General features: G+C 62.6%; 26 protein-coding genes and 1 pseudogene. 11 read left to right on the top strand and 16 right to left on the bottom strand.

Annotated features, from left to right (window positions below; translation table 11 throughout):
• Positions 1 to 119: 119 nt before the first annotated feature.
• The 4 genes and pseudogenes from pyrG to ACFFP0_RS18295 all read right to left on the bottom strand — a co-directional run bounded on the left by pyrG (position 120) and on the right by ACFFP0_RS18295 (position 4,239).
• On the bottom strand, positions 120 to 1,757 hold the full coding sequence (gene pyrG, locus ACFFP0_RS18310; RefSeq protein WP_377263652.1) for a CTP synthase: 1,638 nt from the start codon (positions 1,755 to 1,757) through the stop codon (positions 120 to 122).
• A gap of 126 nt (positions 1,758 to 1,883) precedes the next feature.
• Positions 1,884 to 2,348, bottom strand: coding sequence for a preprotein translocase subunit SecG (gene secG / locus ACFFP0_RS18305; RefSeq protein ID WP_377263498.1), 465 nt, complete (start codon positions 2,346 to 2,348; stop codon positions 1,884 to 1,886).
• A gap of 94 nt (positions 2,349 to 2,442) precedes the next feature.
• Positions 2,443 to 3,213: a triose-phosphate isomerase gene (gene tpiA / locus ACFFP0_RS18300; protein WP_377263496.1), complete on the bottom strand. Its 771-nt coding sequence runs from the start codon at positions 3,211 to 3,213 to the stop codon at positions 2,443 to 2,445.
• A gap of 142 nt (positions 3,214 to 3,355) precedes the next feature.
• Positions 3,356 to 4,239, bottom strand: a pseudogene (locus tag ACFFP0_RS18295) (alpha/beta fold hydrolase).
• Positions 4,240 to 4,433: 194 nt separating this feature from the next.
• Between ACFFP0_RS18295 and parE the strand changes: the two are divergent.
• Complete coding sequence (gene parE, locus ACFFP0_RS18290) at positions 4,434 to 6,488, top strand: DNA topoisomerase IV subunit B (RefSeq protein ID WP_377263494.1); 2,055 nt, start codon at positions 4,434 to 4,436, stop codon at positions 6,486 to 6,488.
• On the opposite strand, the gene ACFFP0_RS18285 is transcribed toward parE, so the two are convergent.
• Positions 6,489 to 9,038, bottom strand: coding sequence for an HWE histidine kinase domain-containing protein (locus tag ACFFP0_RS18285; protein WP_377263492.1), 2,550 nt, complete (start codon positions 9,036 to 9,038; stop codon positions 6,489 to 6,491).
• A gap of 253 nt (positions 9,039 to 9,291) precedes the next feature.
• Between ACFFP0_RS18285 and ACFFP0_RS18280 the strand changes: the two genes are divergently transcribed.
• Positions 9,292 to 10,509 (top strand): AI-2E family transporter, encoded by a 1,218-nt coding sequence (locus ACFFP0_RS18280; RefSeq protein ID WP_377263490.1) that lies wholly within the window; start codon positions 9,292 to 9,294, stop codon positions 10,507 to 10,509.
• Here the strand turns inward: ACFFP0_RS18280 and ACFFP0_RS18275 are convergent.
• Positions 10,487 to 10,945 carry a GNAT family N-acetyltransferase gene (locus tag ACFFP0_RS18275; protein ID WP_377263488.1) on the bottom strand — a complete coding sequence of 153 codons (459 nt, stop codon included), beginning with the start codon at positions 10,943 to 10,945 and terminating at the stop codon, positions 10,487 to 10,489. The two genes, ACFFP0_RS18280 and ACFFP0_RS18275, sit on opposite strands and share 23 nt — an antisense overlap.
• Positions 10,946 to 11,044: 99 nt before the next feature.
• On the opposite strand from ACFFP0_RS18275, the gene ACFFP0_RS18270 reads away from it, so the two are divergent.
• Complete coding sequence (locus ACFFP0_RS18270) at positions 11,045 to 11,470, top strand: hypothetical protein (protein ID WP_377263486.1); 426 nt, start codon at positions 11,045 to 11,047, stop codon at positions 11,468 to 11,470.
• A gap of 5 nt (positions 11,471 to 11,475) precedes the next feature.
• On the opposite strand, the gene ACFFP0_RS18265 is transcribed toward ACFFP0_RS18270, so the two are convergent.
• Positions 11,476 to 12,603 (bottom strand): DUF2336 domain-containing protein, encoded by a 1,128-nt coding sequence (locus ACFFP0_RS18265; protein WP_377263485.1) that lies wholly within the window; start codon positions 12,601 to 12,603, stop codon positions 11,476 to 11,478.
• Between the two features lie 108 nt (positions 12,604 to 12,711).
• On the opposite strand from ACFFP0_RS18265, the gene ACFFP0_RS18260 reads away from it, so the two are divergent.
• Positions 12,712 to 13,425, top strand: a complete 714-nt coding sequence (locus ACFFP0_RS18260) for an aldolase/citrate lyase/malate synthase family protein (protein WP_377263484.1) — start codon at positions 12,712 to 12,714, stop codon at positions 13,423 to 13,425.
• Here the strand turns inward: ACFFP0_RS18260 and ACFFP0_RS18255 are convergent.
• Positions 13,365 to 13,979 carry a flavin reductase family protein gene (locus ACFFP0_RS18255; RefSeq protein ID WP_377263483.1) on the bottom strand — a complete coding sequence of 205 codons (615 nt, stop codon included), beginning with the start codon at positions 13,977 to 13,979 and terminating at the stop codon, positions 13,365 to 13,367. The two genes, ACFFP0_RS18260 and ACFFP0_RS18255, sit on opposite strands and share 61 nt — an antisense overlap.
• On the bottom strand, positions 13,979 to 14,566 hold the full coding sequence (locus ACFFP0_RS18250; RefSeq protein ID WP_377263482.1) for a nitroreductase family protein: 588 nt from the start codon (positions 14,564 to 14,566) through the stop codon (positions 13,979 to 13,981). The genes ACFFP0_RS18255 and ACFFP0_RS18250 overlap by 1 nt, the downstream gene beginning before the upstream one ends.
• Before the next feature lie 109 nt (positions 14,567 to 14,675).
• On the opposite strand from ACFFP0_RS18250, the gene ACFFP0_RS18245 reads away from it, so the two are divergent.
• On the top strand, positions 14,676 to 15,665 hold the full coding sequence (locus tag ACFFP0_RS18245; protein ID WP_377263481.1) for an RgsD C-terminal domain-containing protein: 990 nt from the start codon (positions 14,676 to 14,678) through the stop codon (positions 15,663 to 15,665).
• Here the strand turns inward: ACFFP0_RS18245 and ACFFP0_RS18240 are convergent.
• The 4 genes from ACFFP0_RS18240 to ACFFP0_RS18225 all read right to left on the bottom strand — a co-directional run bounded on the left by ACFFP0_RS18240 (position 15,662) and on the right by ACFFP0_RS18225 (position 19,589).
• The gene (locus ACFFP0_RS18240; RefSeq protein WP_377263480.1) at positions 15,662 to 16,501 is read right to left on the bottom strand and encodes a lysophospholipid acyltransferase family protein; all 840 of its coding nucleotides are present in this window, start codon (positions 16,499 to 16,501) and stop codon (positions 15,662 to 15,664) included. The genes ACFFP0_RS18245 and ACFFP0_RS18240 overlap by 4 nt on opposite strands.
• Before the next feature lie 112 nt (positions 16,502 to 16,613).
• Positions 16,614 to 18,641 (bottom strand): threonine--tRNA ligase, encoded by a 2,028-nt coding sequence (gene thrS, locus ACFFP0_RS18235; RefSeq protein ID WP_377263478.1) that lies wholly within the window; start codon positions 18,639 to 18,641, stop codon positions 16,614 to 16,616.
• Between the two features lie 140 nt (positions 18,642 to 18,781).
• Positions 18,782 to 19,135, bottom strand: coding sequence for a membrane protein insertion efficiency factor YidD (yidD, locus tag ACFFP0_RS18230; protein ID WP_377263477.1), 354 nt, complete (start codon positions 19,133 to 19,135; stop codon positions 18,782 to 18,784).
• A 4-nt stretch (positions 19,136 to 19,139) separates the two neighbouring features.
• Positions 19,140 to 19,589, bottom strand: coding sequence for an iron-sulfur cluster assembly scaffold protein (locus ACFFP0_RS18225; protein ID WP_377263650.1), 450 nt, complete (start codon positions 19,587 to 19,589; stop codon positions 19,140 to 19,142).
• A 285-nt stretch (positions 19,590 to 19,874) separates the two neighbouring features.
• Between ACFFP0_RS18225 and folE the strand changes: the two genes are divergently transcribed.
• The 3 genes from folE to ACFFP0_RS18210 all read left to right on the top strand — a co-directional run bounded on the left by folE (position 19,875) and on the right by ACFFP0_RS18210 (position 22,033).
• A complete protein-coding gene (gene folE / locus ACFFP0_RS18220; RefSeq protein WP_377263475.1) occupies positions 19,875 to 20,489 on the top strand; it encodes a GTP cyclohydrolase I FolE in 615 nt (204 codons plus the stop codon).
• A 16-nt stretch (positions 20,490 to 20,505) separates the two neighbouring features.
• On the top strand, positions 20,506 to 20,967 hold the full coding sequence (gene hisI / locus ACFFP0_RS18215) for a phosphoribosyl-AMP cyclohydrolase (protein ID WP_377263473.1): 462 nt from the start codon (positions 20,506 to 20,508) through the stop codon (positions 20,965 to 20,967).
• Between the two features lie 106 nt (positions 20,968 to 21,073).
• Complete coding sequence (locus ACFFP0_RS18210; protein ID WP_377263472.1) at positions 21,074 to 22,033, top strand: patatin-like phospholipase family protein; 960 nt, start codon at positions 21,074 to 21,076, stop codon at positions 22,031 to 22,033.
• Positions 22,034 to 22,075: 42 nt separating this feature from the next.
• On the opposite strand, the gene ACFFP0_RS18205 is transcribed toward ACFFP0_RS18210, so the two are convergent.
• Complete coding sequence (locus ACFFP0_RS18205) at positions 22,076 to 22,510, bottom strand: CBS domain-containing protein (protein ID WP_377263471.1); 435 nt, start codon at positions 22,508 to 22,510, stop codon at positions 22,076 to 22,078.
• 140 nt (positions 22,511 to 22,650) lie between these two features.
• Positions 22,651 to 23,382 (bottom strand): rhomboid family intramembrane serine protease, encoded by a 732-nt coding sequence (locus ACFFP0_RS18200; RefSeq protein ID WP_377263648.1) that lies wholly within the window; start codon positions 23,380 to 23,382, stop codon positions 22,651 to 22,653.
• A gap of 232 nt (positions 23,383 to 23,614) precedes the next feature.
• On the opposite strand from ACFFP0_RS18200, the gene ACFFP0_RS18195 reads away from it, so the two are divergent.
• The 3 genes from ACFFP0_RS18195 (at position 23,615) to ACFFP0_RS18185 (ending at position 26,012) form a co-directional block, all read left to right on the top strand.
• Positions 23,615 to 24,199, top strand: a complete 585-nt coding sequence (locus ACFFP0_RS18195; protein ID WP_377263470.1) for a PAS domain-containing protein — start codon at positions 23,615 to 23,617, stop codon at positions 24,197 to 24,199.
• Between the two features lie 81 nt (positions 24,200 to 24,280).
• Complete coding sequence (locus ACFFP0_RS18190) at positions 24,281 to 24,892, top strand: PilZ domain-containing protein (protein ID WP_377263469.1); 612 nt, start codon at positions 24,281 to 24,283, stop codon at positions 24,890 to 24,892.
• A 553-nt stretch (positions 24,893 to 25,445) separates the two neighbouring features.
• Positions 25,446 to 26,012 carry a transglutaminase-like cysteine peptidase gene (locus tag ACFFP0_RS18185; RefSeq protein ID WP_377263646.1) on the top strand — a complete coding sequence of 189 codons (567 nt, stop codon included), beginning with the start codon at positions 25,446 to 25,448 and terminating at the stop codon, positions 26,010 to 26,012.
• Positions 26,013 to 26,054: 42 nt separating this feature from the next.
• Here ACFFP0_RS18185 and ACFFP0_RS18180 read toward each other — a convergent pair whose 3' ends face one another.
• Positions 26,055 to 26,423: a VOC family protein gene (locus tag ACFFP0_RS18180; RefSeq protein ID WP_377263468.1), complete on the bottom strand. Its 369-nt coding sequence runs from the start codon at positions 26,421 to 26,423 to the stop codon at positions 26,055 to 26,057.
• Between the last annotated feature and the right edge of the window lie 128 nt (positions 26,424 to 26,551).

Genomic DNA, 26,551 nt, shown 5'->3' with positions numbered 1-26,551 from the left:
TCTTCAAAATCCGCCGACAGATATTTTCAGGATACATGTGACAACAAGGCCCGGCAAATGCAAACGATCTGCCGGGCCGGTTCGTGCAGGGGCGCGGTTCCCGCTCCCGTGCGGGAAGATCAGACGAGGCGGCTCTGTTCCAGCGCCGCTTCGACGAAGCTTGAGAAAAGAGGATGCGGATCGAGCGGCCGGCTCTTCAGCTCCGGATGGTATTGCACGCCGATGAACCACGGATGATCCGGATATTCGATCGTTTCCGGCAGGAGCCCATCGGGCGACATGCCCGAGAAGACCAGGCCGCAGCTTTCCAGCCGGTCCTTGTAGTCGATATTCACCTCGTAGCGGTGACGATGACGCTCGGAAATATCGGTCGAACCGTAGATGTCGGCGATCTTGGTGTCCTTCTTCAGCGCCGCCTTGTAGGCGCCGAGGCGCATCGTGCCGCCGAGGTCGCCGGCCACGCTGCGCTTCTCCAGTTCGTTGCCCTTCACCCATTCGGTCATCAGACCCACGACCGGCTCCTTGGAGGGGCCGAACTCGGTGGACGACGCCTTCTCGATGCCGGCGAGGTTGCGGGCCGCTTCGATCACGGCCATCTGCATGCCGAAGCAGATGCCGAAATACGGCACCTTGCGCTCGCGGGCGAAGCGCGCCGCGTTGATCTTGCCCTGCGAGCCACGCTCACCGAAACCGCCCGGCACCAGGATGCCGTTGACCTTTTCGAGATAAGGGGCCGGATCTTCTTTTTCGAAGACCTCAGATTCGATCCATTCGATCTTGACCTTGACGTGATTGGCGATGCCGCCGTGGTGCAATGCCTCGATCAGCGACTTGTAGGCATCCTTGAGGCCGGTATACTTACCCACCACCGCGATCGTCACCTCGCCTTCCGGCGTGCGGATGCGGTTGCAGACCTCTTCCCAGTCGTCGAGGCGCGGCTTCGGCGCGGGCTCTATGCCGAAGGCGGCCAGCACCTCGTTATCAAGGCCTTCCTTGTGATAGGCCATCGGTACGTCGTAGATATTGGCGACATCGAGCGCCTGGATGACGGCGGAAGGCCGCACGTTGCAGAAGAGCGAAAGCTTGCGGCGTTCCGCTTCCGGGATTTCCCGGTCGGCGCGCACCAGCAGGATGTCCGGTGCGATGCCGAGCGCCTGCAGTTCCTTCACGGAATGCTGTGTCGGCTTGGTCTTGAGCTCGCCGGCCGCCGGAATGTAGGGCATCAGCGTCAGGTGCAGGTAGACGGCCGTGCCGCGCGGCAGGTCGTTGCCGAGCTGGCGGATCGCCTCGAGGAAGGGCATCGCCTCGATGTCGCCCACCGTGCCGCCGATCTCGCAGATCACGAAATCGTAGTCCTCGTTGCCCTCGGTCACGAAGTCCTTGATCTCGTTGGTGACATGCGGAATCACCTGAACCGTCGCGCCGAGATAGTCGCCGCGGCGTTCCTTGTCGATGATGTTCTTGTAGATGCGACCCGTGGTGATGTTGTCGGTCTTGGTCGCCGAACGCCCTGTGAAGCGCTCGTAGTGGCCGAGGTCGAGGTCGGTTTCCGCCCCGTCGTCGGTCACGAACACTTCGCCGTGCTGAGTCGGGCTCATCGTGCCCGGATCGACGTTGAGATAGGGGTCGAGTTTTCTGAGCCGCACCCGGTAGCCCCGGGCTTGCAGCAATGCTCCAAGTGCTGCGGCCGCAATTCCTTTTCCGAGGGAGGAAACCACGCCGCCAGTGATGAATACATATCGCGCCATGGGAGTCACCGGATACCTTTTCATTCGTGATTCCGCCAGCACAAATTCTCCGCTTGCGCAAAACGGCTGTGGAATCTTCCCAAAATAAAACCGGCAGGCTTTTGGCCTGCCGGAGCTTGAAGCGTTGACCGGGCCTTATTGACCGGTCGGGACACCCGACGGTGCCGCGGGCGCCGGCGTGGCCGGAGCCGCATTTGTGGCCGGCGCGCCGCTTGCTGCGGGTGCGGCAGGCGCCGGGGCGGCTGCGCCGGAACCGGACGGAACACCGTTGTCGTTCTGGGCGGGCGCCGGAGTCGGCGCCGGGCCGAGCTGGTCGAGAATGCCGCTGCCCTGGCCCTGCTGGCTCTGGGGAATGCGGTTCAGGATGTCGCTCGGGCGGCTTTCGTAACGGGAGAGAATGCCGAGCGCCAGCGAAGTGATGAAGAAGAGGGTAGCAAGGATCGCGGTGGTGCGGGTCAGCGCATTGGCTGTGCCGCGCGCCGACATGAAGCCGGAACCGCCGCCGATGCCGAGCCCCCCGCCTTCGGAACGCTGGATCAGCACGACGCCAACGAGCGCAAGCACGATCATGAGATGAATGACGATTAGAACGGTCTGCATATCAAAATCCGGCCTCCGCAAGGGAGGCAATAATCAACAGGTTGGCGGCTCTTTACATGAGAGCCGCGCGCATTCCAAGCCCTTCCGAGAAGCTTTAGGCGGTCAGCCCCTCATAGACCCGATAGATGGCGAGGAAGTCGCTGGCTTTCAAGCTTGCTCCGCCCACCAATGCGCCATCCACATTCTCGACGCTCATCAGTTCCAGCGCGTTTGCGGACTTGACCGAGCCGCCGTAGAGGATTCGCATGCGCTTGCCCTCTTCGCCGAAACGCATGAAGAGTTCGGCTCGCATGAAGGCATGGGCGATCTCCACGTCCTCCACCGTCGGCGTGACCCCGGTGCCGATCGCCCAGACGGGCTCATAGGCGATCACGGTATTGGAGGCCGTCGCCGTCTCCGGCAGCGAATTGAAGATCTGGCGCTTCAGGACATCGAGGGTCTGGTAGGCATCCCTCTCGTCCGCCGTTTCTCCGATGCAGACGACTGCCGTCAGGCCCGCCTCATAGGCGGCCTCCACCTTGGAGCGTACGAGATGATCGGTTTCCGCATGGTCGGCGCGGCGCTCCGAATGCCCGAGGATGACATGGGTGCCGAAGCAGTCGGCGATCATTTCCGCCGAAATGTCGCCCGTATGAGCCCCCGAGACGTTCTGGTGGCAATCCTGGCCGCCGATCATCAGGGGACTGTCCGTGCAAAGCGCGGTCGCGACATAGAGAAGGGTCGAAGGCGGGCAGATCAGCGTATCGACCTTTTCGGAAAGAGCGCCCTGGACGCCTTCGGCCATGGCCTTGATTTCGGTCAGGGACTCGCGGGTGCCGTTCATCTTCCAGTTCCCGGCAACGAGCGGGCGCACATCAGGCGTCATCGTCAGATATTTCCTCTCCTTGTTCGGTTTTAGCTGTTAAAACCGAGGCCTCCACACATGCGGACCTGTTTTAGACACATCCTGCGCGAATTGGTATGCAAAAGACGGGTCTTGGTTCAGGACCTTGGTTAATTGTGACGCGTCAGTCCGCGGTCAACAGGAAGTTCAGCACCTTGCGCCAGTCGACCATGCGGATCGGCGTGCCATGGCTTCCCGTTTCGAAAAGCGTGAAGCGGGCCGGATAGCCGCTGTTCCGGAGCTTGCGATAGATCGCCGCCTGCTCGTCGGCCTTGTAGACGCTGTCGGCGCTGCCATGAGCGAAATAGATCGGCAGCTTGAGCTTCGCCAGCGGAGTGGAAGCCAGGCCGGCATCCGGTGGCCCGCCGAGGATCGCCATGCCCTGAAGATGACGCGCCGCCTCCGCATCGCGGCTGATGTTCTGGCAGATGATACCGCCCATCGAGGCGCAGGCCAGGATCACTGGCCGCCCCGACGACTGATCGAAGGCATAGCGGATCAATGCCGCGATGTCGGCGACGCCCTTGTCGCCGAAGGAGGTGACGCTCGGGGCGTAATATGTGCCGCCATTGCCGACGGCGAGGTTCTTCAGCCGATTGAAATTACCGCCGAACGTGTAGTCGTTGGCGCCGAGCCGCCGGTCACCTCCGCGGCCGTGGATGAAGATCACCGTGAACGCCCCCCCCTTGCCGGTCCCGCCCTGGTGACATCGAGCTTGCGGCCGGAAAGGTCGAGCGTTTCGTTTTCCTGGTAGCGCCGCACGCCGGGCGAGACATAGGCATCCCTGACCCGCCGCTCCGGCTCCCGGTCGCGACCGTTGATATCGCGCATTTCCTGGTAGTCGATCACTTCGTACGCGCCGCCGTCGGCCGTCTGCAAAACCGTCATGCGGGAAAAGAGATCGTCCTTGAACGGTTTGACGGGGCCGTCCTCTGCGGCGGCGGACAGGCCGGAAAACAAGGTCAAACCAGCAAAAACCGTGCCGAAGACGAAATGAATTGTGGACATGGCCTTTTTCATCGGACTCCTGACGCGGCCGAACTTGCTATTGCCGTACCGGCAAAGCATTTCTGGGAAACGGCCGTTTCTTTGCGGCATCGCGAAAAAGCCTGCTTTCTGGCAGAATCGCGAGTGATTCGAAACAGCACGAGATGGGTATGGCTTCTTCCTCCGCACCCCGACAGGTAGTACCGACTGAGCCGATGGATGACAATAACGACCTTTTCGCCGACCTGCCCCTGAAGCAAGGGCCGGCCGCCGTCGAAACCGCGCCACCCTCCCGGGCCGAAGCGTCGGCACCGCGCCCTGCCCCGGTGCAATCGTCCGGCGACGACTACGGCGCCTCCTCGATTCGCGTGCTCGAAGGGCTCGAACCGGTGCGCATGCGCCCGGGCATGTATATCGGCGGCACGGACGAAAAGGCGCTGCATCACCTCTTCGCGGAAGTCATCGACAACTCGATGGACGAGGCCGTCGCCGGTCATGCCAATTTCATCGAGGTGCATCTCGATACCGAAGGCTTCCTGACCGTCACCGATAACGGCCGGGGCATCCCGGTCGAGAATCACCCGCAGGTCCCGGGCAAGTCGACGCTCGAGGTCATCATGACCAAGCTCCATGCGGGCGGCAAGTTCGACGGCAAGGCCTATGAAACGTCCGGCGGTCTGCATGGCGTCGGCGTCTCGGTCGTCAACGCCCTGTCGGACCTCCTCGAAGTCGAAGTCGCCCGCAACCGCAAGCTCTATCGCCAGCGCTTTTCGCGGGGTGTGCCGCAGGGCGGGCTCGAGGAACTCGGGGATGTCCACAATCGGCGCGGCACGAAGGTGCGTTTCCATCCGGACCCGCAGATATTCGGCGACCATGCGAGATTCGATGCCGGCCGCATCTTCCGCATGGCCCGCTCCAAGGCCTATCTCTTCGGCGGCGTCGAAATCCGCTGGAGCTGCGATCCGGGTATCGTGCCTGCTGGCGGCGAGATCCCGGAAAAGGCGGTTTTCCATTTTCCCGGCGGCCTGAAGGACTATCTGGCTGCGACGCTCGGCAAGGATTTCACGGTCACCCGCGAGATTTTTTCCGGCCGCACCGAAAAGACCGGCGGCCATGGCGCGCTCGAATGGGCGATCACATGGTATGGCGGCGATCCGCAGCTCCATTCCTACTGCAACACCATTCCGACGCCCGAGGGCGGTACGCATGAGGCGGGTCTTCGCATCGCGCTGACCAAAGGCCTGAAGAACTACGCCGAGCTGACGCAGAACAAGCGCGCCGCGCAGATCACCACCGACGACGTGATGATCTCGGCCGTCGGCATGCTGTCGGTCTTCATCCGCGAACCGGAATTCGTCGGCCAGACCAAGGACAAGCTTGCGACCGTCGAGGCCCAGCGTATCGTCGAGAACGCGCTGCGCGATCCTTTCGACCACTATCTGGCCGGCAATCCGGCCGAAGCGGCAAAGCTTCTCGATTGGGTGATCGAGCGCGCCGAGGAGCGCCTGCGCCGCCGCAAGGAAAAGGAAGTCAACCGCAAGACGGCGGTGCGCAAGCTGCGCCTGCCCGGCAAGCTCGCCGACTGCTCGCAGAACACGGCCGAGGGCGCCGAACTCTTCATCGTCGAGGGTGACTCGGCAGGCGGTTCGGCCAAGCAAGGGCGCAACCGCGCCAATCAGGCGATCCTTCCCCTGCGCGGGAAAATCCTCAATGTCGGCAGCGCCAGCCGCGAGAAGCTGTCTGCGAACCAGCAGATCGCCGATCTCATCCAGGCGCTCGGCTGCGGCACCCGGACGAAGTACCGCGAGGAGGACCTTCGCTACGAGCGCGTCATCATCATGACCGATGCGGACGTCGACGGCGCCCATATCGCCTCGCTGCTGATCACCTTCTTCTATCAGGAAATGCCGGAGCTGATCCGCGGCAGCCACCTCTATCTCGCCGTCCCGCCGCTCTACAAGATTACCCAGGGAGCGAAGACCATCTACGCCCGCGACGATGCGCACCGCGTGGAATTGATGGAAACGGAGTTCAAGGGGCGCGGCAAGGTGGAGATCAGCCGCTTCAAAGGTCTGGGTGAGATGCTGCCGGCGCAGCTCAAGGAAACCACCATGGACCGGGCCAAGCGCACGCTTCTGCGTGTCGAGATCGACGACGTGGATTTCGAAGGCACCCGCGAGGCGGTCGACAACCTCATGGGGACCAAGGCCGACGCCCGCTTCCGCTTCATCCAGGAGCGCGCCGCCTTCGCCGAGAACCTCGACATCTGATCAGGCCCGGTCGCCGAGCACCCTGGTGACCGCGCCGATCAGCGCGGTTGCTTCGTAAGGCTTGCGGACCACCGGAGCGGAAAAGCTGGCCGGGATGATCGATTTGTCGCTATAGCCGGTGGCAAAAACGAAGGGAACGCCCCTGCGGATCAGCTCTTCGGCGATCGGCAGCGACGTGCCGGAGCCGAGATTGACGTCCAGGATCGCCACGTCCGGCGTGAAATCCTTCAGTCTGCGAAAGGCATCGGCCACCGATGGTGTCGTCGTCACCTTCGAGATGCCGTGATGCGCGAGCATGGCTTCCACATCCGCCGCGATCAGCATCTGGTCCTCGACCAGCAGAAGCTCGATTTCCGAAAGCCGCGACGGGATATCCGCCTTCGGAGCGGCGCCGACGCTGCTCTCCGGCTCGGAGCCCGGCGGTTCCTCGTCACGATGGATATGTTTCGACGGGATCAGGAAACGCGCCTTCACCCCTTCGCCCGGATAATCCACCCTCGCCTCGCCCTCCAGCTCGTAAGGCACGCTGCGGCTGATCAGCACACTGCCGAAGCCGGTCCGTGTCGGCGGGCTGGCGGGCGGTCCGCCGCTTTCGGTCCAGATCAGTTCGCAATCGCCGTTCTGAAGCCGCGACCATCCGATATCGAGCTGCCCGCCGTCGACCGACAGGGAACCGTATTTGGCCGCATTGGTCGACATCTCGTGCAGCACCAGTGCCATGACGGAAAACGCGCGGCTGTCGAGCCAGATGCGGGGGCCTTTGAGCGCGATGCTGCGCGTCCCTTCGCCATAGGGTTTCAGTTCCGCCTCCAGAAGGTCGGAGAGCACGCCGCCATCGCCGCCACGCACCACCTGGTCGTGTGCGAAGGCGAGCGCCTGGATGCGCCCCTTCAACGAGTCGATGTACTCCTTCAGGCTGACGCCGGAATCCACCGAATGGCCGATCAGCGCCTTGATGATCGAGAGGATATTCTTGACGCGGTGGTTGAGCTCCTCGTTCAGCATGCGCTGGCGCACGTCCGCCTTGCCCCGCTCGTCGGCAAGCAGTTCGTTGTGATGAAGAACGACTTCGACCAGGACCGCGCGGATCGCCTCGGCGATTTCCCGGTCGCCGTCCGTCCAGGGCTGCGCCTGATGGTGGACCATCTCCTTCCAGATCGCAAAGCTCCTGCGCGGCGTCAGCCTTTCGCCGAGCGGCCCGGTCTCGTAGGATTTCTCCGGATTGCCGGCCCAGTTGAGGGTTTGCACCACCTCCCGGCGGAAGAAGAAGAGGTAATCCCGTGGCCTCTGGGAGAGCGGAACGGCCACGACACCGCAGACATCCTCCGGCGAGACCCGTGATTGCGGCAGATCCCTGGAAAGTTCGAACGTCGACCACACTCTCCCGGCTGCGACTTGCCCTACCTGGTCCGCAAGCTCGCCGATGAGATCCGCAGGCGGTGCCGCGCCCTCGGCGCTCCAGACGCCGTCGAGCCAGAGGCCGACGCCGTCGCAGGGCAGCATGTGCCCGAAATCGCCGAGCGAATTTCTCACAAGCACGCCGATATCCGCATGGTGCGATGCGGCCTGGAGAAAGAGGTCCAGGGATCGCCGCGCGCTGCTCGCCGTCTCCATGACCTGCCGCTGCCTGAGCGCGCTCAGATGCAGGGAGAAGAACTCCCCGAAGGTTTCGGCCGCGACGCGCTGCGACATCGAAAGCACCTTGGGCGAATAATGGTGGCAGGCGATCAGGCCCCACAGCTCGCCTTCCGATATGATGGAGATCGACATGGAGGCCGCGACCCCCATGTTGCGCAGGTATTCGCAATGCACAGGCGAGACGCTGCGCAGATGCGCGAAGGAAAGATCGAGTGCCTCGCCCGTTTCGTCCAGCTCGGGCTCGATGGGGACGCGGGGGTTGCCGGCGTCCGAAACCACCCGGATCGTATTCCTGACGTAGAGCGTGCGGGCTTGTCTGGGGATGTCGCTCGCCGGAAAATATTGCCCCTTGAAGCTTTCGAGGTCGCGTCGCTTGTACTCGCTGACGACCTTCCCCGAACCGTCCTGCTCGAAACGGTAGACCATCACCCGGTCATATCCGAGCATGGCGTAGACGAGCCGCGCGGCGTTTTCGACCAGCCGGTCAAGGTTCGTCGTGTTGCGAATGCGGCTGATCAGCACCCGCGCCACCTCGAGCGGCTGATCGGACTCCGCCGCCGCCGGCTCGAACTCCAGGATCACCTTCGTTTCCAGCCGATGGATCGAGATGTCGAAACGCTTGCCTGAAGAAAGCTGGAGAGCGTGTCTCAATGCCGGCCGCGCCGGGTCGTCCGACGTCGCGAGCGCGTTGCGCAGCGCATGGGCGGCCTCTCCGCCGATGACCTCCTCCAGCCGCCGGCCGTTGATATCCGCCGCCACCGCAAGCATCTCCGGCGCATTGGCGGAATGCTGAAGGATGATCGCTCCTGCGGCATCGCAGGCGACGAGGCATCCGTGGGGCTGAATGCTGCCGGGGATATGGATAGGTTCGCGGTCGCAATTGGTAAGGTCGACCGTATCCATGGAAGGCATATCGAGAGTCCCTGAAGACTGTCCGGCCTACAAAGCAATAGCGGCGGAGACTTCTGCGTTCCGTCGAGGTCGAACGAACCTCATCAGGTGGGTTTACGTTTACGTCCGGCCTCGACCGGAGGGCGATTTCATATTTCTATCGCATCTTCCGTCTAGGGCAAGTAAGTAAGCTTCCTTTTAATAGCTGAAGCGTTAATCTTGTGCCGGGGAGCCGCAGACGCCATATGACGGCAAAAGAAGAAAAGGATAAACGGTGAGCGGAAACAACGATCGCAAGGGGTCCAAGGAACCGCGCTGGCTCGGGCCGGTGACGCCGAGCAGGGTTGCGCTCATTCCGCCGATTTCCGCCGCCCGCTGGCTTCTCGTGCTTGTCGCGACTGCCGGCATATATTTCTTCCACGGCTTCGTCATCCCGGTCCTGGCGGCCCTCGTGATCGGTTTTGCGAGCTGGCCCCTGTACCGCAAGCTGCTCGGCCGCATCGGCGGCAACACGACGCTCGGAGCCTCGCTCGCGATTATATTCATCCTGACCTTCCTGATCGTCCCGATCGGCATCGCGATCTCCTATACGATCGATGAAGTGCGCCAGTGGATCGTCTGGGCCGCCGAGGTCAATCGCTTCGGCGCGCCGCCGCCCGCCTGGATCACCGGCCTCCCCTGGGCCGGCGAATGGCTTGGCGTCCAGTGGGTGGAGCGCGTGGGATCGCCGGGAGCCATCGGTGGCCTCATCCAGATCGTCAGCGGCGCCAATATCGGCAATATCTACCGCGCCATCGTGGCCGCCGGCGGCGGAGCGTTCCATCTGCTGCTGATGCTGCTCTTCATGCTCATTGCGCTTTTCTTCGTGTATCGCGACGGCGCTTCCTTTGCCCAGCAGATCGATCTTCTCGGCGAACGCATCTTTCCGGCGCGCTGGGAGCGGATTTCGCGCGTGGTTCCCGCAACGATCAGCTCGACCGTCACCGGCCAGACGCTGATCGCCATCGGGGAAGGCATCGTGCTCGGCATCGCCTACTGGATTGCCGGCGTCCCCTCGCCCGTGACGCTCGGCGTGATCACGGGCGTCATGGCCCTCATCCCCGGCGGCGCGCCGCTTTCTTTCACGCTCATCTCCTTCTACCTCGTGGCAAACGGCTCCTTTGTCGCCGGCACCGCCCTGTTCCTGTGGGGAACGGTGGAGCTTTTCATCGTCGACAAGACGCTCCGGCCCCGCCTGGTGGGCGGCCCGATCAAGCTGCCCTTCCTCCCGACCTTCTTCGGACTTGTCGGCGGCGTGAGCACCATGGGCTTTCTCGGCCTGTTCATCGGCCCGGTGCTGATGGCGCTGCTCGTTTCGATATGGCGCGAATGGATTCGCGAGGTGAAGATGGCTGAAGGCACCGAGATGGAATCGGCCGAATTCGCCAAGGGGCAGCCCATGCAGGACCGTCATCCGGAGGTCCCGGCGGTCAGGAAAGCCTCTTCTCCATGAAGATGCTGAGGGGATCTGGTCTGTAACTTCCGAAGGCCGCGATCTCCCGGAAACCGAAAACACGGTAAAGACCGATCGCCTGCGGCTGGTATATTCCCGTTTCCAGGCGGATTGCCCTCAGGCCGATTTCATCGGCCCTTTCCAGAATCGTCTCCATCAGCCGCCTGCCCAGTTTCAGGTCGCGCGCCGTCTCGTCGACGAACATGCGCTTGATCTCCGCCGTTCCGTCGCCCGCTTCGACCAGCGCGCCGCAGCCGAGGACGGCATCGCCCTTCCGCGCGACGAAGAACGACACCTCCGGCTTTTCGAGGCTCGAGACGTCGACCATGTGGTTGCTTTCGGCAGGATAGAGCGAGGCCGCATAGGCCTCGGAAAGCTCAAGCAATCTCAGGACCCCGGCCTGCCGGGGAGGTTCGAGCGCAATCGTCACCGTCATCCGAATTCCCGCCTCTTCCAATCCATTGTTTATGATTCCCGACCCTAGTCTGGTCAAGTTTGCCCGGTTTAACTCGGTCGAGATCACCCAGGAGATGACATGAACGCCGCTCTTATCGTCATGACCATTCTCGGCTGCAACGACGCCGGGACCGATTGCCACTATATCGCGACGGCGGACAACCGATGGCCGACCGTCGAAATGTGCGATTCGGTTTCCGAGGGCCAGCTTGTCCGCTATGCGAACCAGCCCTATCCGATGATCATCGCCGTCTGCCAGAAGCCGGAGGCGACCGAAGTTGCCAATGCTCCCGTGCCGCAGGCAAGGCCCGATACGCCGGCCGCCCAGCCCGTCCAGCAAGCGACGGCTGTCACGCCGCAGGAAAAGGAGACGCTCGCAACCAGCGCGATCCAGCGCGTCAGGAATGTCCTGCCGACGACCGAAGGCGTCAAAACGCTGATGACCAAGCCCGTCCGCCTCGTCGAGGACGGCTATTCCTGGGTTGCCAGGAAGTTTCAGCGCTGAGCGCTTCAGGCTGCCAGGAAAACCCCGGTCGCATAAGAGCGTGCGCTGAGCCGCATTTCCAGCCGGTGCAGTTTTTCGATCATGTCTATCAGCTCGGAAACCGGCGGAATATGCGTTGGCGAGCGCGCCAGTCTTTCCAGCAGAAGGGCGCATATGCCGTCCGATGTGCCGGTTGCCGCCGCGTTGCGCCATAGAAAAACGGCTTCGACGAAAACGGAGGCGATATCGCGATCAAGACCGGAAGCCTCGAAGAGCGCGCGCACGGCATGCATGCGACCGGTGGCGAGAATGGCCTTGACGCGCCGGTCGTCCAGTCCAGAAAGAGAAACCATCGCGCCGGCGAAGAAGTCCACCTTGCCGCTGCAGAGCGCATGGATCAGGAACGCCGGCGTCAGGCAGCCCGCGGTCCGCAGATGATCGACAAGGCCGGGTATTTCCCCCAGCGGCACGGCGCCGGCGATCGCCACGGCCGCCGCCTCGCCCGCTTCGCGCATGGCGCAATCGACGCGCGCCGGAGCCATCGTCGTGCGCACCAGCCCGGAACTCGCCAGTGCCTCGGCGATCTGGCCGACGAGCATGTGCCGGGCATCCGCGGGCAAATCCTCCCGCTCCAGAAGCAGGTTGCGGATGTCGCTGCGATGCCCGAATCGCGCCGCAATGCGCCGCAGGGAAATGCGGGTGATCGAGGCGGTTGCGTTTTCGAGCAGGACGATGACCTCGCCCTCGTCGCCGATCTCGGCGATCGCGGCGGCGGCGCCGCGCAGAAGGCCGGGCCTTGCCGCAATCAGGCCACGGGTCAGGCTGTCGCTTCGACCCGCAAGGTCCACCAGGTCGCTTTCGGTCAGAACCGGCGAGCGGGCGATCACCGTGCAGGCGATCTCGGGCTGGTCCTCCGCGAGAGAAACGATGACGGCCCGCGGCGCCTCGGGCGAATCGGCCAGCGCCTCGGCCAATGACAGCCTCACGCGCGGCGAGGGATCGTCAAGCAGATAGGTCATGGCAAGCGCGGCTGCGCGGCGCTGGTCGCCCCCCATCGGCGAATGCAGATAGGCGCGGCCCAGCGCATTGGCCGCCTTGGCCCTGTCACCCGCCCTTGCGGTTTCCGCCCAACGAAGAAATGCCTGTACGATCACACCCAGCCCCGATAACACATGCCGGAACGCATCCAGCCGGTCGGGATTCAATCTAGTGCGAAAAAGTTTAAGATTGGTTCACTATACTTGTTAACCACGGAGAAGCTCTTGAAAATACGTTCCTGGCTGCTTGTCGAGCCTTCGGCGGACATCGCGAAAATCCGCGATGCCGGCGCAGACAGGATCGTGGTCGATCTGGCCGCCTCCGTCGATGACTGGAAAGCGGTCGCCGGCTTTTGCACGGCATGGGCGGAAATCGAGGTGCATCGGCCGCCGGCCTTCCTCCTCCCGCCCTTCTCCTCCGGGCGAACCGAGGCTGCGGCGGAACTGGCGGTCCGCTGCGGTGCGAACCATGTCTTTCTCGCGGGCGCGCGGAACGGCGCCGAAGTCCAGCGGCTTGATGTCGTTCTGCGGGTCGAGGAATTGCGTAGCGGCAGGCCACCGGCAGCGACAGCGATTGTCGCCCTGGCCGATGACGCCGGAGTGCTGGCGGCCATGAGTTTTGAGCGCTGCAGCAGGCGGCTTTCCGGCCTGTGCTGGGAAGCGCATCTCGATGTCCGCTCCGACGCGTCCCGCCTTGCGCGGGCGACGATCGGGCTTGCCGCATCCGCCGCCGGCGTCATCGCCCTCGATTCCCTATCGGGAACCGGTGACGAAGCCGCCTTCCGGAAGGAATGCCTCGCGGCGCGCGAAAACGGCTTTACCGGCAAGCTTTGCCGCGACCTGCGTCAAATTCCGATCGTCAATCGGATTTTCGTGGACTATCCCGCCGAACCTGCCGGCCGGGACATTTCGAAAACATCCGCCCCCCCGTCGGCATAGTCGCGATACCCCATCCGCGCGATCGGCCGGGCGAGCCCCATGTCGATCCGGCCGTTTCGAAGGATGTCCTCGCTGATATGGATGCCGATGACCTGGCCGAAAACCATGAAAGTGTCCGCGCCCTCACCATCCAGACCCTTAGGCTGGATCACTTCGGTAACCCGGCACTCGAGCACGGCATGGGCCTCAGCCACGTAAGGCGCGTCGATCAGCTCGGCCATCTTCGCCGTCAGCCCCGCGATCTCGAATTCGCTGACGCCGTAAGGCACCGGAGCCGAGGAAGCGTTCACCTGCCCGGCGAGGTCCCTGCTTGCCAGGCTTGCGGTGAAGAAGCAGGTTTCCTCGGCGTTCTTCAGGCTGTGCTTCCGGCCGCTGGAAGCGAACATCACCAGCTTCGGCCTGTCCGCCACGATATTGAAGAAGGAATAGGGCGAGAGATTCAAGGAACCGTCCCTGCCCTTCGTGCCGATCCAGCCGATCGGGCGTGGAGCGACGATGGCCTTGAAAGGGTCGTGCTTCAGCCCGTGCTCGTTCGTGTCGGTGGTGTAGAACATCAGGCGGCGCCTTCGCCTGCATAGGTCACGATCTGCGCGAGTTCCGGGCGCGGCCGGTCCGGCGTCGGGAAATCGCTGGAACCAATATGGACGAAGCCTGCGACCTTTTCGTCCGGCTTCACGCCAAGAAGCTGCAGTGCCTCACCGTCATAAGCCACCCATTCGGTGCGCCAGTTTGCGACGTAGCCATGCGCGTTCGCCGCAAGCAGCATGTTGAAGCAGACCGCGCCGGCGGAAAGCACCTGCTCCCACTCGGGGATCTTCACATGCGGCGCGGCCGTGCTGACGATCGCGACGACAAGCGGAGCGCGGGTAAAACGCGTGAGTTCCGCGTCCTTCGCCGCATCCGTCAGGTCCGGCGTCTTCTCCAGCGAAAGCGCCAGGAACCGTTCGCCAAGTTTTCTGCGGATATCGCCCCGATAGACGATCAGGCGCCACGGTGCCAGCTTGCCGTGATCCGGAACGCGTGTCGCGAAGGCGAGAATCGACTGCAGTTCCTCCTGCGACGGACCGGGTTCCTTGATCTGCGCGACGGGGGTGGAATGCCTGTCGCGCAGGAAATCGACAAGTTTAATCTCATTTTGCATGGTCAAAACTTTCAATCGGAGCTGTATGCGGAGGGGAGGTCTTGAAATTGCCTTGGCATTGGTCTTCAAGTGACCCTTCGAATAAGAAGAGTCAACTGGTATACAACAGATGTCGGGCACTTCCTTGGCGGCACGCTGGCTCCTTGCGGGAACATTCGTTTTCGGCTTGGCTTTCAACACGTCTGCGGAAGACGCCTTCAAGAGTTTCCAGCAGCTCGACAGCACGGCGAAGATGCCGAAGCTCAACGCTTTTTCCGCCGTGCCGCGCGGCTCCCTGAACATTGTCGGCAAGGACGTTCTGTTCGACGCCAAGCTGACGGCGGACGGTGACGTCATGCAGGAAGGTCTCGTCTGGCGCGTTTTCAGCCCCATGACCGGCGAGGATGGCAAACTGCCGCTGGTGGCCAGTTCGGAGGGCGGCCCGGCAGCCTTCCAGCTCGCGCCAGGTGACTATTTCGTCAACTGCGCCTTTGGCCGCGCCGGCGTCACCAAGAAACTCACGGTTCCTGCAGACGGCAACGTGCCAAGGCAAACGCTCGTGCTCGATGCCGGCGGTTTCGTGCTGAATGCCGTCGCCGGCTCCGATCAGCGCATACCGCCGAACCAGCTCAGCTTTTCCGTCTATTCCTCCGAGGTCCGGGGGAACGGCGACCGGGCGCTGGTGATGGCCGACGTGAAGCCGAACACGGTCGTGCGGCTCAATGCGGGCACCTATCACGTCGTTTCGGAATATGGCGATATCAACGCGGTCGTGCGGGCAGACATCCAGGTGGAAGGCGGCAAGCTCACGCAGGTGGTATTGCAGCACCGCGCAGCCCAGGTCACCTTGAAGCTCGTCTCGCAGCCGGGCGGTGAAGCCATCGCCGATACCGCCTGGTCGGTCCTGACGGCCGCCGGCGATATCGTCAACGAAAGCGTCAGCGCCTTTTCGACCATGGTCCTGTCGGAAGGCGAATACCTTGCCGTCGCCCGTAACAAGAACAAGATCTACCAGCGCAATTTCACCGTCAAGGCAGGCCGCAACGCCGATGTCGAAGTATTGATGCGGGAGACGCCGCAGGTGGCGGGCTCCGCGGAGGCCTTGACCGACAACAACTAACCGGCTTTCGCCAACCTGCGGCGGGCCGGCGGCCGCATGGAAAAGACCGCGCCGTGGAGCATGGCGAGCAGTTCCCTCCGGTCGGCGATCGCCGACATCTCGTCCCAGGTGATGGTCGCACCCACGCGTGCCCGGATTGTCGAGCCGGAGAGCCGTCTGAACTCGCGGATCAGCAGCGACAGGCGCAACGTCATCGAAATATGGCTTGTGATATGGAAGAGCCGTCCGTTCTGGCCTTCGAAATAGATCGGAATGACATTCGCATGCGCCGCCTGAACGAGTTTGGCCGGGAAGATCTTCCAGGGAAGGTCCTCGGCCCGTCCGAAACCCTTTTTCGCGGTTGCGACCCCGCCGGCGGGAAAGATAACGATGGTCGTCCCCTCGTTCAGAAGCCGCAGGGCCTCATGACGTGTCTGCATGTTGAGCGCCACCGCCTCCTTCGTTTCCTCGAAGGAAACCGGCAGGGAATAGGGTGCCATTTCCGGCACCTTCAGAAGCTCGTTATGGATCAGCACCCGGAACGGCCTTCCGAGCTGTTCCGCAAGCGCCAGAACGGCAATGCCGTCACCGATGCCGAAGGGATGGTTGGCGATGATGACCAGCGGTTTGCCGGCCATGCCCGGCACCGGCCAGTCGCCAGCCACGTCGAGGTCGACACCGATCAGGTCGAGCATCCTGCCGAAGACGCGATCGCCCTTTCCGACGATATCCCTGCGCCAGACATCGTAGAGACGCGCGAAACGATCGCGGCCGGAAAGGCCCTCGATCGAGCGGATGAACCAGCGCTTGAGGCGCGGGTCCCTGTCGTTGGCGTAGGAAAGCTGGTTGAACCGCAAGTCATTCTCCGCGGTACAGGTCCCGCCCCATGACAATGTCACAGCATTGTTGCAGTGACGTTACGGTTTTCCGGCAGCACCCGCCGTTGACGGGCGCTGCCGGGATTGCAGGTCAGGCTGCAGCCGCCCTCTTCGCTTCGATGCGGCGCAGGACATCCGGCGGCGTTGCCTCGAGGGCAAGCGAGGAGATCGCCTCATCGAGCTTCATCGGGGTCTGCGCCTGGGAGCCGAGGCGGCGGATGTTGACCGAGCGTTCCTCTGCCTCCTTCTTGCCGCAGACGATGATGACGGGCACTTTCGTGACCGAGTGCTCGCGGATCTTGTAGTTGATCTTCTCGTTGCGGAAATCGGTCTCGACGACCAGTCCCGCGTCGCGAAGCGCCTCCGCCACCTCATGGCCGTAGTCGTCTGCATCCGAGGTAATGGTGGCGACCACGACTTGGGTCGGCGCGAACCAGAGCGGCATATGGCCGGCGAAGTTCTCGATCAGGATGCCCAGGAAACGTTCCATCGAGCCGCAGATGGCGCGATGGATCATCACCGGCTGCCGCTTTTCCGAATTCTGGTCGATGTAGAACGCCCCGAACCGCTCCGGCAGGTTGAAATCCACCTGCGTGGTTCCGCACTGCCATTCACGGCCGATCGCATCCTTCAGCGTATATTCGAACTTCGGTCCGTAGAACGCGCCCTCGCCCGGCAGGATGCCGGTCTTGATGCGCCCGCCCGACTGCATTTCGATGGTCTTCAGCACTTCCATCATGACCGCTTCCGCGCGGTCCCAGAGGGCGTCGGAACCAACACGTTTCTCCGGCCGGGTGGAAAGCTTCACCACCACCTCGTCGAAGCCGAAATCCTTGTAGACCGACAGGATCAGGTCGTTGATCCTGAGGCATTCGGCCGCCATCTGCTCGTCGGTGCAAAAGATATGCGCATCGTCCTGCGTGAAGCCGCGCACCCGCATCAGGCCATGCAGCGCCCCGGATGCCTCATAACGATGCACGAGACCGAATTCTGCAAGGCGGATAGGCAGTTCACGGTAAGACTTCAGGCCATGCTTGAAGATCTGGACGTGCCCCGGGCAGTTCATCGGCTTCAGGGCGAAGACGCGCTGGTCCGCTTCCTCGTCATCCGGGTGGATGAAGGCATGGGCGGATTTCACGGCGAACATGTTCTCGTTGTACCAGCCCCAGTGACCGGAGGTTTCCCAGAGCGACTTGTCGAGCACCTGCGGCGCGTTGACTTCCTCATAGGCGCCTGAAAGCCGGCGGCGCATATAGGCCGTCAGCGTCTGGAACATGCGCCAGCCCTTGCCGTGCCAGAAGACGACGCCGGGGCCTTCCTCCTGGAAATGGTACAGGTCCATTTCGCGGCCGAGCTTGCGGTGGTCGCGTTTTTCGGCCTCCGCCAGCACATGAAGGTACTGGTCGAGCTCCTCCTGCGTTGCCCAGGCCGTGCCGTAGATGCGGGTCAGCATCGCATTGTTGGAATCGCCGCGCCAATAGGCGCCGGCCACCTTCATCAGCTTGAAGGCCGTGCCGATCTGCCCGGTGGAGGCCATATGCGGGCCACGGCAGAGATCGAACCAGTCGCCCTGATAATAGATCTTGACGTCCTGGTCCTCCGGGATCGCGTCCACCAGCTCGACCTTGTAGCCCTCGCCCATGGTGGCGAACACATCGCGCGCTTTCGCGCGCGGCCACACCTGCTTGGTGAACGGCTTGTTGCGCGCGATGATGTCCTTCATCCTTGCCTCGATCTTCGGCAGATCTTCGGGCGTGAAGGGCCAGTCCTCGCGTGAGTCGGGATGGACCCGCTTGAAATCGTAGTAGAATCCGTTCTCGATCACAGGCCCGATGGTGACCTGCGTTCCCGGCCAGAGCTCCTGCACGGCTTCCGCCATCACATGCGCCGCATCGTGGCGGATCAGCTCCAGCGCCCTGGGGTCGGTACGGCTGACGATCTCGATCCTGCCGGCGGTCACCGGATCGGCAAGATCCTGCAGCGTGCCGTCGACCGCGACCGCGACCGCCTTCTTGGCGAGCGACTTGGAGATGGATTCGGCGACGTCGCGGCCGGTCGTTCCGGCATCGAATACGCGGACGGAGCCATCGGGAAATGTAAGGGAAATGGATTGGGACATGTCTTTCTCCTGTCCAGTCCCGCCAACGAATGCGGGTGGTGGCAAATTGGCCGGAACAAAGAGGCCGGCCGGCAACGGGCGCGTGATAGTCGCTTTCGCCCGCCTAGTAAAGCGCTGGTCTTCCGTCGTGACGAGGACGATCAACGCTTCCAGTAGCGCCAGGGAGCCCACCAGCGCTGCCGCCTGCCGAGTTCTTCCGGCACGGGATCGAGCCCTCCGGTTCCGCCCGGACCGCAACGGGCGACGCGGAAAACCGTCATCCAGCCGCCGGGCCACAGCCCATGCCGGGCGATCGCCTCGTAGCCGAATTCCGAACAGGTCGGGATATGGCGGCAGGAATTGCCGATGAAGCCCGAAAGCGTGAGCTGATAAAGCCGGATGAACCCCATGCCGAGAAGTCTGCCGGGCGTCTTGGGGAACGGGCCGGACCAGTTGCGCGAACGGCCGGCTTTCGGCCGCTGTTCGGGATGCCCGCAATCCGGAGCATTGCACATCGGCTCAGACGGCGGCCGCTTCGGGACGTTCGCGCGCTTCGATCTGGGCGATCGCGTCGACCACGGCCTCGAACGTCAGCATTGTGGAAGGATGGCGGGCCCTGTAGTCCCTGACAGGTTTCAGGTAACGCATCTCCTCGAAACGGCCATCCGGTCCCTCGCCGCCTTCCTTGAGCATGGCGAGCATGTCTTCCCGCGCCTTGCGGATTTCACCGGCCGTAGCGCCGACGACATGCAGCGCCATGATCGAGGACGAAGCCTGGCCGAGCGCGCATGCCCGCACCTCGTGGGCGAAATCGGTCACCGTATCGCCCTCCATCTTCAGGTAGACCCTCACCTTCGAGCCGCAGAGCTTCGAGTGCTTTTCCGAACTCGCGTCCGCATCCGGCAATGTGCCGGTACGGGTGATGTTGCCGGCGAATTCGAGAATCTTGCTGTTGTAGATATCGTCCATGGCGGCCCGCTTGCAGTCCGTCGGCGAAAGCTTGACACAGCGTCCCGTCCTATGGACTACCACAAAAGAGTTCCTGACATTATATGTGGTCTGCGGACGAGGTCATCAAGAAAGGATGTTTTCACGAAATCCTCTCGAAATAGGAACAGGATATCTTGTAAAAACATCCGCCGAGGCTCAGATAGCGAAAGATTGCACAAAATTCAGCCGCGGCTGCCCGCGTGTTGGTCAGTTTGTGAGTAACGCCAGTCGGATGCGGCCTTGAACCGCATCGGGAGACGATAGATGGATGCCATTGTGAAGAATTTCCCGGCCTCGAAGGAGAAGCAGGCCCGTCCGAGCCAGCAGGAGGCCGAGGAAGCCGTGCGCGTTCTGCTTCGCTGGGCGGGCGACGACCCGGCCCGGGAAGGCCTGCTCGATACGCCGAAGCGTGTGGCGGCAGCCTACCGCGAGCTTTTCGGCGGTTACGACCAGTCTCCGGAAGAAGTGCTCGGCCGCACCTTCGAGGAAGTCTCCGGATATGACGATATCGTGCTGGTGCGCGACATCCCGTTCTTCTCGCATTGCGAACACCACATGCTGCCGATCATCGGCAAGGCGCATGTCGCCTATCTGCCGAACGGCCGCGTTCTCGGCCTGTCGAAGATCGCGCGCGTCGTGGAGATCTTCGGCCGTCGTCTTCAGACCCAGGAAAACCTGACGGCGCAGATCGCCTCCGCTATCGAAGATACGTTGAAGCCCCGTGGCGTCGCCGTGATGATCGAAGCGGAACACATGTGCATGGAAATGCGCGGCGTGCAGAAGCAGGGGTCGCAGACCATGACGACCACCTTCACCGGCGAATTCAAGGCGAACGCCGCCGAGCAGGCCCGCTTCTTCACGCTCGCCCGCAACCGCTGAGCGGCGGAGTTTCAAAATGACATTCACCTTTGAAAAGCCTTCCGCCGACAAGGCGGAGCTTGAAGGCGCGGGCGCCTTCACCCCCCGTTTCGATGCCGGCGGCCTCGTCACCGCCGTCGTGACCGACGTCCGCGACGGCGAGCTCCTCATGGTCGCTCATATGAATGCCGAGTCCCTGGCTCTGACCGTCGAGACGGGCATTGCCCATTACTACAGCCGTTCGCGCGGCAGGATCTGGAAGAAGGGCGAGTCCTCCGGCAACCTCCAGACCGTCCACGAACTGCGGACCGACTGCGACCAGGATGCCGTCTGGCTCAAGGTTTCCGTGGCCGGTCACGACGCGACCTGCCATACCGGCCGGCGGTCCTGTTTTTATCGGATCGTCACAAAACGTGACAGCAATGCTGTCCTTGAAATCACCGACGACGAACGCCATTTCGATCCTGATACCGTCTATTCGGACGGGGGAACCAAATAGGTAATTGCCTCGTTTTTCGACATGCAAGCGTCGGATAAACGATTTCGAAACCGGTCGGGTGTTTAATCCCTAGACTGGGGAGTGTTCAGCTTGGAGGTTTTTGTCGATGCTGAACTGGAGTTGGAATCGTCACGATCCGCAGGCGGCGCCTGCCGAAGCCGGCGGAATGCAAGTTCTTGAACCTTCACGCCCCCCAGACATCCAGCCTCCCCGCAAAGCAAAACTGGCTCTTGCCCTTGGCGGCGGCGCCGCGCGCGGCTGGGCCCATATCGGTGTGCTCAGGGCGCTCGACGAAGCAGGCATCGAAGTCGGCATGATTGCCGGCACCTCGATCGGCGCCCTGGTCGGCGGCTGCTACCTTGCCGGAAAGCTCGACGCGCTCGAGAATTTTGCCCGCTCGCTCACCATGCGCCGCATTGCCGGCCTACTTGACCTGACGATTGGCGGCGGCGGGCTTTTGGGCGGCATGCGGCTCACCAAGCGCATGCAGGAGCATCTCGAAGGTCTGTCGATCGAAAATCTCGACCGACCTTTCGTGTCCGTCGCGACGGAACTGCACACCGGCCACGAAGTATGGATTTCCAGCGGTTCGCTGATCACGGCGTTGCGCGCGTCCTATGCGCTGCCCGGCATCTTCGAACCCGTCAAGTGCAACAACCGCACCCTCGTCGATGGCGCGCTCGTCAATCCGGTTCCGACATCCGTATGCCGCGCCTACGAGCAGCCCCTCGTGGTCGCCGTCAACCTGAACTACGACGTCTTCGGCCGCTCGGCGGTGGTCAAGCACAGCGCCAGCGTCCAGTCGACCGATGAAGCCGCCAGAAAAGCCGACAACGCCCGCGTCGGCGTGACCAGCACGATGGTGCAGGCTTTCAATATCATCCAGGAGCGCATTTCCCGCGCGCGGCTTGCCGGCGATCCGCCGGACCTCGCCCTTCACCCTCGCCTCAGCGACATAGGACTTTCCGAGTTCCATCGCGCCGGCGAGGCGATTGAACGCGGTTATGAGGAAACCGTGGCCCAGATCGCCGCGCTCAAGCGCGTTCAGGAAGTATTCGCCCGCTAGAGTGCGGGCGAACGCGCTTGCCGGCGACGCTTTTCGAAAACGTCAGCCGGCGATATAGGCCTTCATCTGCTCCGCTTCGAGTTCGACTTCGCGAATGCGCGACTTGACGACGTCGCCGATCGAAACGATGCCGGCAAGCTTGCCGTCCCTTTCAACCGGAACGTGGCGGAAACGCCCGCCGGTCATGATGCCCATCAGTTCATCGACCGTCGTTTCTTCCTTGCAGCGATGCACGTTGGTGGTCATGGTCGACTTGATCGGCTGGTCGAGCACCGCCGGCCCCTTGCTGGCGATCGCCCGCACCAGATCGCGCTCGGTGAAGATGCCGGAAATCCGGCCTTCCATTCCGGTGACCACCACGGCGCCGATCTTCTTCTGGTGCAGGATTTCGGCGACTTCCAGCAGCGTCTTGTCCGGACCGACGGTCACCACGTCGCGGCCCTTTGCATCGAGCATGTTCTTGACGATTATTGCCATGGCTTTCTCCTCGTAAACCGCGTGGCTTGGGTGCTACCCCGCTCCCAAGGGGAAACGCACCGCAGGCGGGGATCGCTTCCCGCTCATTTGAGAATTTTAGGACGAGGTCGAAGGCAGATCAAGGTTGCGTGAACGGGATTCTAGGTCCTGGACCTGGATGCCGGCAGCGGATCGAAGAGAGCGAACAGCAGGAAGCCGAACAGGAAGCCGCCGATATGCGCATCCCAGGCGATGGGTCCCACCTCCGCGCCGAACAACGTGACGCCAAAAGCGATCAGCAGGTTGCCGATGAACCACATCGCCGTGAAGATCACCACGGTGCGGTTGCGGAAGGAACCGAGGATGGATTGCCGGGGATAGAGATGGCCGTGGGTCCGATCGTAACCCCGCCGGGGCGGAAAGGCAAAGCGGCAGGCCGCTCCCATCAGTGCGGAAACCACGCCTGAAGCGCCGATCAGCAGCGTTTCATTGCCCCAGTTGAGCATGGCATGGAAGAAGGCCGCCGCCACCGCCGACAGCACCCAGAAAAGCACGTAGCGAAGCGTGCCGATACGCCGGACGACCGGCGCTCCGAACGCCATCAGCCACAATGCATTGAAGAGGATGTGCTCGACGCTGCCGTGAAGCAGCGAATAGGTGACCGGCGTCCACAGCCAGGCGAACCCCTGCTCCTCCAGCGGATAGACATAACGCAGCGGCGTGAAGGCGAGGTTCACGATCAGATAGGCCCGCGTATCGTCGTCCAGCAGGTATTCCTGGACGACGTAGATCGCCGCCAGCAGGGCGAGCGTCACCACCAGGCTTTGCGGCAGGTTGAAGATCGGGGGCGAACGCTGGTCTTCCCCGCCCGTTTCCTCCCGTTCCTCAGCCATGTTCGGCCCATCGCTCATTCCCGTCCCTTTCCGTCATTCCTTCCCGGAATGACCGTCAGCCATATAGGAGCGGTTGAACAAAGGAAAGCGCCCTGGACGGAGGCCGATCGGGGCCTCGAATTAACGGTTTCCTAACCTTGATGGTCCGCTCGTGGCATGAATTTCGCTGAGCATTCGGGGAATGGTCGCGCATGAGGCGCGATCTGCATCGAAATGTGACAGGTGATGATGAATGAGGAACAAGGCAACCAGGGCTGTCTTCGATTATTGGGCGGACATCAAGGCCGACCGCGCGGCGCCGCTGCGCACGGAGATAGACCCCGTGGCTCTGCGCAACTGGCTCCCGCATCTCTTCATCGCGACGGCCGACGCGGCAGGCCTCCTCACTTTCCGGCTGGCCGGAACACGCGTTTGTGACCTGTTCGATCGCGAGTTGCGCGGCGCGGCCTTTGCCGAAACATGGCTCCATGACCAGTATGCGCACCCGGCGGAGATCGTTCACAACGTCATCGGTTACGAAAGACCGGCTCTCCTCGATGTGCTGGCGACGAATGGCGATGTGAGCCTGCCGTATGAAATGCTGCTTCTTCCGGTCCGCTCCGAGGAAGAGGAGAAGAGCGACCGGGTCCTCGGCGCGCTTCTTCCGCACGGGTCGCCCTTCCCGGCGACGGAACGTCCGGTCATCGGCCTCGCCCTGGCAAACTGGACGTTCCTCGTCGCAAGCGGCTTGCCCGTCGAAACGCCGCCCCGGCGCGCGCCCCGCCGCTCCAGCGAAACGCTGTGGCGCCGTCTCTTCGCCCATCATCAGGAACCCTGATCAGGAACCCCGCGCAAAACCTTCTGTTAACCGCGAGAGGCTATCTTTCGGCGACACGTCCGAAGAGAAAAGCTCTCTCATATGTATTCATTTCAGCCGGCCCACGTTTCGTCGACACAGGCAGCCCCCTCCCAAAGGGCTTTCCAGCGGGTGTCGGTCAACGTTTCGGGCCGGTTGATGCTCGCGACGCACGAGGAATTTCCTTGTTCCGTGGTGGATATGTCCCCGGGCGACGTCGCCTTCTCCTGCCTCGGCCGTCCGGCCATCGGTGAGCGCGTGATCGCCTATCTCGATCATATCGGCCGCCTGGAAGGTACCGTGCTCGCTCTTTCGGGAGACGGGTTCGCGATGTCGATCAACGCGACGGACCGCAAGCGCGAAAAGCTTGCGGCCCAGCTCACCTGGATCGCCAACAAGCACGAACTCGGCCTGCCCGAGGATCGCCGCCACGATCGCCTGACGCCGCGCAACACCCGGGCCGAGATCATTTTCGACGATGGCCGGCGTTATGCCTGCCGGATCATGGACCTTTCCCTTTCGGGCGCGGCGGTCGATGTCGATATCCGCCCGCCGATCGGCACGGCTGTCCGCCTCGGCAACATGCGCGGCCGCGTGGTGCGCCATTTCATCGAAGGCGTCGCCATCGAATTCAACTCGGTCCAGTCGCGCGAGACGCTGACCGAATTCCTTTGAGGCATCCGCCACGGGCGCCTTCCCATCTCTCATAAAGACCTGTTTCATCGCTGGACAACGCGGCCTGGCAGGCAACTTCGTGTGCCAAAACGAGCTTTTCTGAAAAAAATTGTGCCCTTTCGGCACTTTTTTGGCCCGCCGGCCGGGGCTGAAATCGCCTCCCCGTGCCCCTCGGAAGCCCTGCCATGACGCGCTCCCGCAGGCTGACGGTCTCCGCGTCGTCTCCCGCAAGCGCTCCGCCGGCAAATTCCCGCATCTCCCGATCCGCGAAAAAAGTCTTTTATCCGCAACGAGTTGGAGGAAACGGCAGCCGGCCCTCCGGGTCGGGCAGCCGGCGTCTTGTGAAAACAAGAGTCGAATACCATTCGAATTTTAGCAAAATTCGATGCGCATTCGAATCGTCTTTTAGATAAATTGAATTCAAATAAGAGATTGATTTTACTGCGATATTTTGCGCTCACTCAAACCCTCTGTGTCAGTGTTCTTCCCACAACGGGGAGACACAAAAATGAAGTGCAGCAAGGGACTGAGCCTCACCGCCATCGCCGCCGTCATGGCCCTCTTTTCCGCCGGACATTCCTTCGGCATGCCGGCCGGCGCGATGCGCGTCATCGGCAAGGCCAATCCGCCGATTGGTCACTATGAATTCTGCAAGACCTATGTGAGCGAGTGCGCGGCGACCTACAAGGATGCCGGTCCGATGGCCCTCACCGAGGACAGGTGGCAGGCCCTCCTGGACATCAACTACACCGTCAATTCCTCGATCACGCCGATGACCGACCAGGAGATCTACGGCGTGGAGGAGCGCTGGGCCTATCCGCGCACTGTCGGCGATTGCGAGGATTTCGTGCTCCTCAAGCGCAAGATGCTGATGACCAAGGGTTTCGATCCGTCCGATCTTCTCATCACCGTCGTGCTGCAGCCGAACGGAGAAGGCCACGCGGTGCTGACCGTCCGCACCGATCGCGGCGATTTCGTGCTCGACAACATGCGCAACAAGGTCATGCTCTGGTCCGACACGGAATATACCTACCTGAAGCGCCAGGCGACCGACGATCCGGCCCGCTGGGTCAAGTTGCAGGACGGCCGCACGATCGCCGTCGGCTCCGTCGGACGATAACGGCTCCGGAAGAAGAGGCACGGCGTCCGGCGGCGGTTCCCGTCAGGCCGCCGGGCTGCACATCTGCAGGCGGTTGCCGAAGGGGTCGTGGAAGGATGCATGCACCGCATGGCCTTCGAACACGACCGGCTCGCCGCAGGCCACGCCGCGGCATCGCAGTTCGTCGACCGCCGCGTGGCAATCCTTGACGTTGAGCACCACGGTGGTGCCGGTTGACGGTTCCCAGCCCGGCCCCGCAAGGGTCACCGACAGATTGCTTCCGTCCGCCCCGGTCGAGAACTCGATCCATCCCGCATCCGGCAGATCATGGAGCGGTTCTCCAAGACCAAGCGTATGGCGGTAGAAAAGCCGTGCCCGCTCGAGATCCGTAACGGAGATCGACACCACGTTGATTCCGTGAAAAAGCTGCACCTTCGCCTCCTCGCAGAGCCGGTTTCCGGCCCGCCCCCTGTTTACGAAGTATTAACCCTCGCATTCCAGACTGCCGCCCAGTCGCCCGCCCGCGTTCCGTTCCTCGTTCCCGTTCCATTCCGGGGCAT

The organism is Neorhizobium puerariae (genome assembly GCF_042429745.1).
Lineage (GTDB): Bacteria > Pseudomonadota > Alphaproteobacteria > Rhizobiales > Rhizobiaceae > Neorhizobium > Neorhizobium puerariae.
This window is presented reverse-complemented; position numbering and strand designations above follow the sequence as displayed.

Coding starts and splice junctions, on each gene's coding strand:
- ACFFP0_RS18195 (WP_377263470.1), top strand. CDS start 23,615: ATGAGGAACAAGGCAACCAGGGCTGTCTTCGATTATTGGGCGGACATC.
- ACFFP0_RS18210 (WP_377263472.1), top strand. CDS start 21,074: ATGCTGAACTGGAGTTGGAATCGTCACGATCCGCAGGCGGCGCCTGCC.
- ACFFP0_RS18275 (WP_377263488.1), bottom strand. CDS start 10,945: ATGACGGTGACGATTGCGCTCGAACCTCCCCGGCAGGCCGGGGTCCTG.
- parE (WP_377263494.1), top strand. CDS start 4,434: ATGGATGACAATAACGACCTTTTCGCCGACCTGCCCCTGAAGCAAGGG.
- ACFFP0_RS18270 (WP_377263486.1), top strand. CDS start 11,045: ATGAACGCCGCTCTTATCGTCATGACCATTCTCGGCTGCAACGACGCC.
- ACFFP0_RS18205 (WP_377263471.1), bottom strand. CDS start 22,510: ATGGCAATAATCGTCAAGAACATGCTCGATGCAAAGGGCCGCGACGTG.
- tpiA (WP_377263496.1), bottom strand. CDS start 3,213: ATGACGCCTGATGTGCGCCCGCTCGTTGCCGGGAACTGGAAGATGAAC.
- ACFFP0_RS18200 (WP_377263648.1), bottom strand. CDS start 23,382: ATGGCTGAGGAACGGGAGGAAACGGGCGGGGAAGACCAGCGTTCGCCC.
- ACFFP0_RS18285 (WP_377263492.1), bottom strand. CDS start 9,038: ATGCCTTCCATGGATACGGTCGACCTTACCAATTGCGACCGCGAACCT.
- ACFFP0_RS18250 (WP_377263482.1), bottom strand. CDS start 14,566: ATGCAAAATGAGATTAAACTTGTCGATTTCCTGCGCGACAGGCATTCC.
- thrS (WP_377263478.1), bottom strand. CDS start 18,641: ATGTCCCAATCCATTTCCCTTACATTTCCCGATGGCTCCGTCCGCGTA.
- yidD (WP_377263477.1), bottom strand. CDS start 19,135: ATGTGCAATGCTCCGGATTGCGGGCATCCCGAACAGCGGCCGAAAGCC.
- ACFFP0_RS18255 (WP_377263483.1), bottom strand. CDS start 13,979: ATGTTCTACACCACCGACACGAACGAGCACGGGCTGAAGCACGACCCT.
- ACFFP0_RS18185 (WP_377263646.1), top strand. CDS start 25,446: ATGGCCCTCTTTTCCGCCGGACATTCCTTCGGCATGCCGGCCGGCGCG.
- ACFFP0_RS18245 (WP_377263481.1), top strand. CDS start 14,676: ATGTCGGGCACTTCCTTGGCGGCACGCTGGCTCCTTGCGGGAACATTC.
- secG (WP_377263498.1), bottom strand. CDS start 2,348: ATGCAGACCGTTCTAATCGTCATTCATCTCATGATCGTGCTTGCGCTC.
- hisI (WP_377263473.1), top strand. CDS start 20,506: ATGACATTCACCTTTGAAAAGCCTTCCGCCGACAAGGCGGAGCTTGAA.
- folE (WP_377263475.1), top strand. CDS start 19,875: ATGGATGCCATTGTGAAGAATTTCCCGGCCTCGAAGGAGAAGCAGGCC.
- ACFFP0_RS18225 (WP_377263650.1), bottom strand. CDS start 19,589: ATGGACGATATCTACAACAGCAAGATTCTCGAATTCGCCGGCAACATC.
- ACFFP0_RS18190 (WP_377263469.1), top strand. CDS start 24,281: ATGTATTCATTTCAGCCGGCCCACGTTTCGTCGACACAGGCAGCCCCC.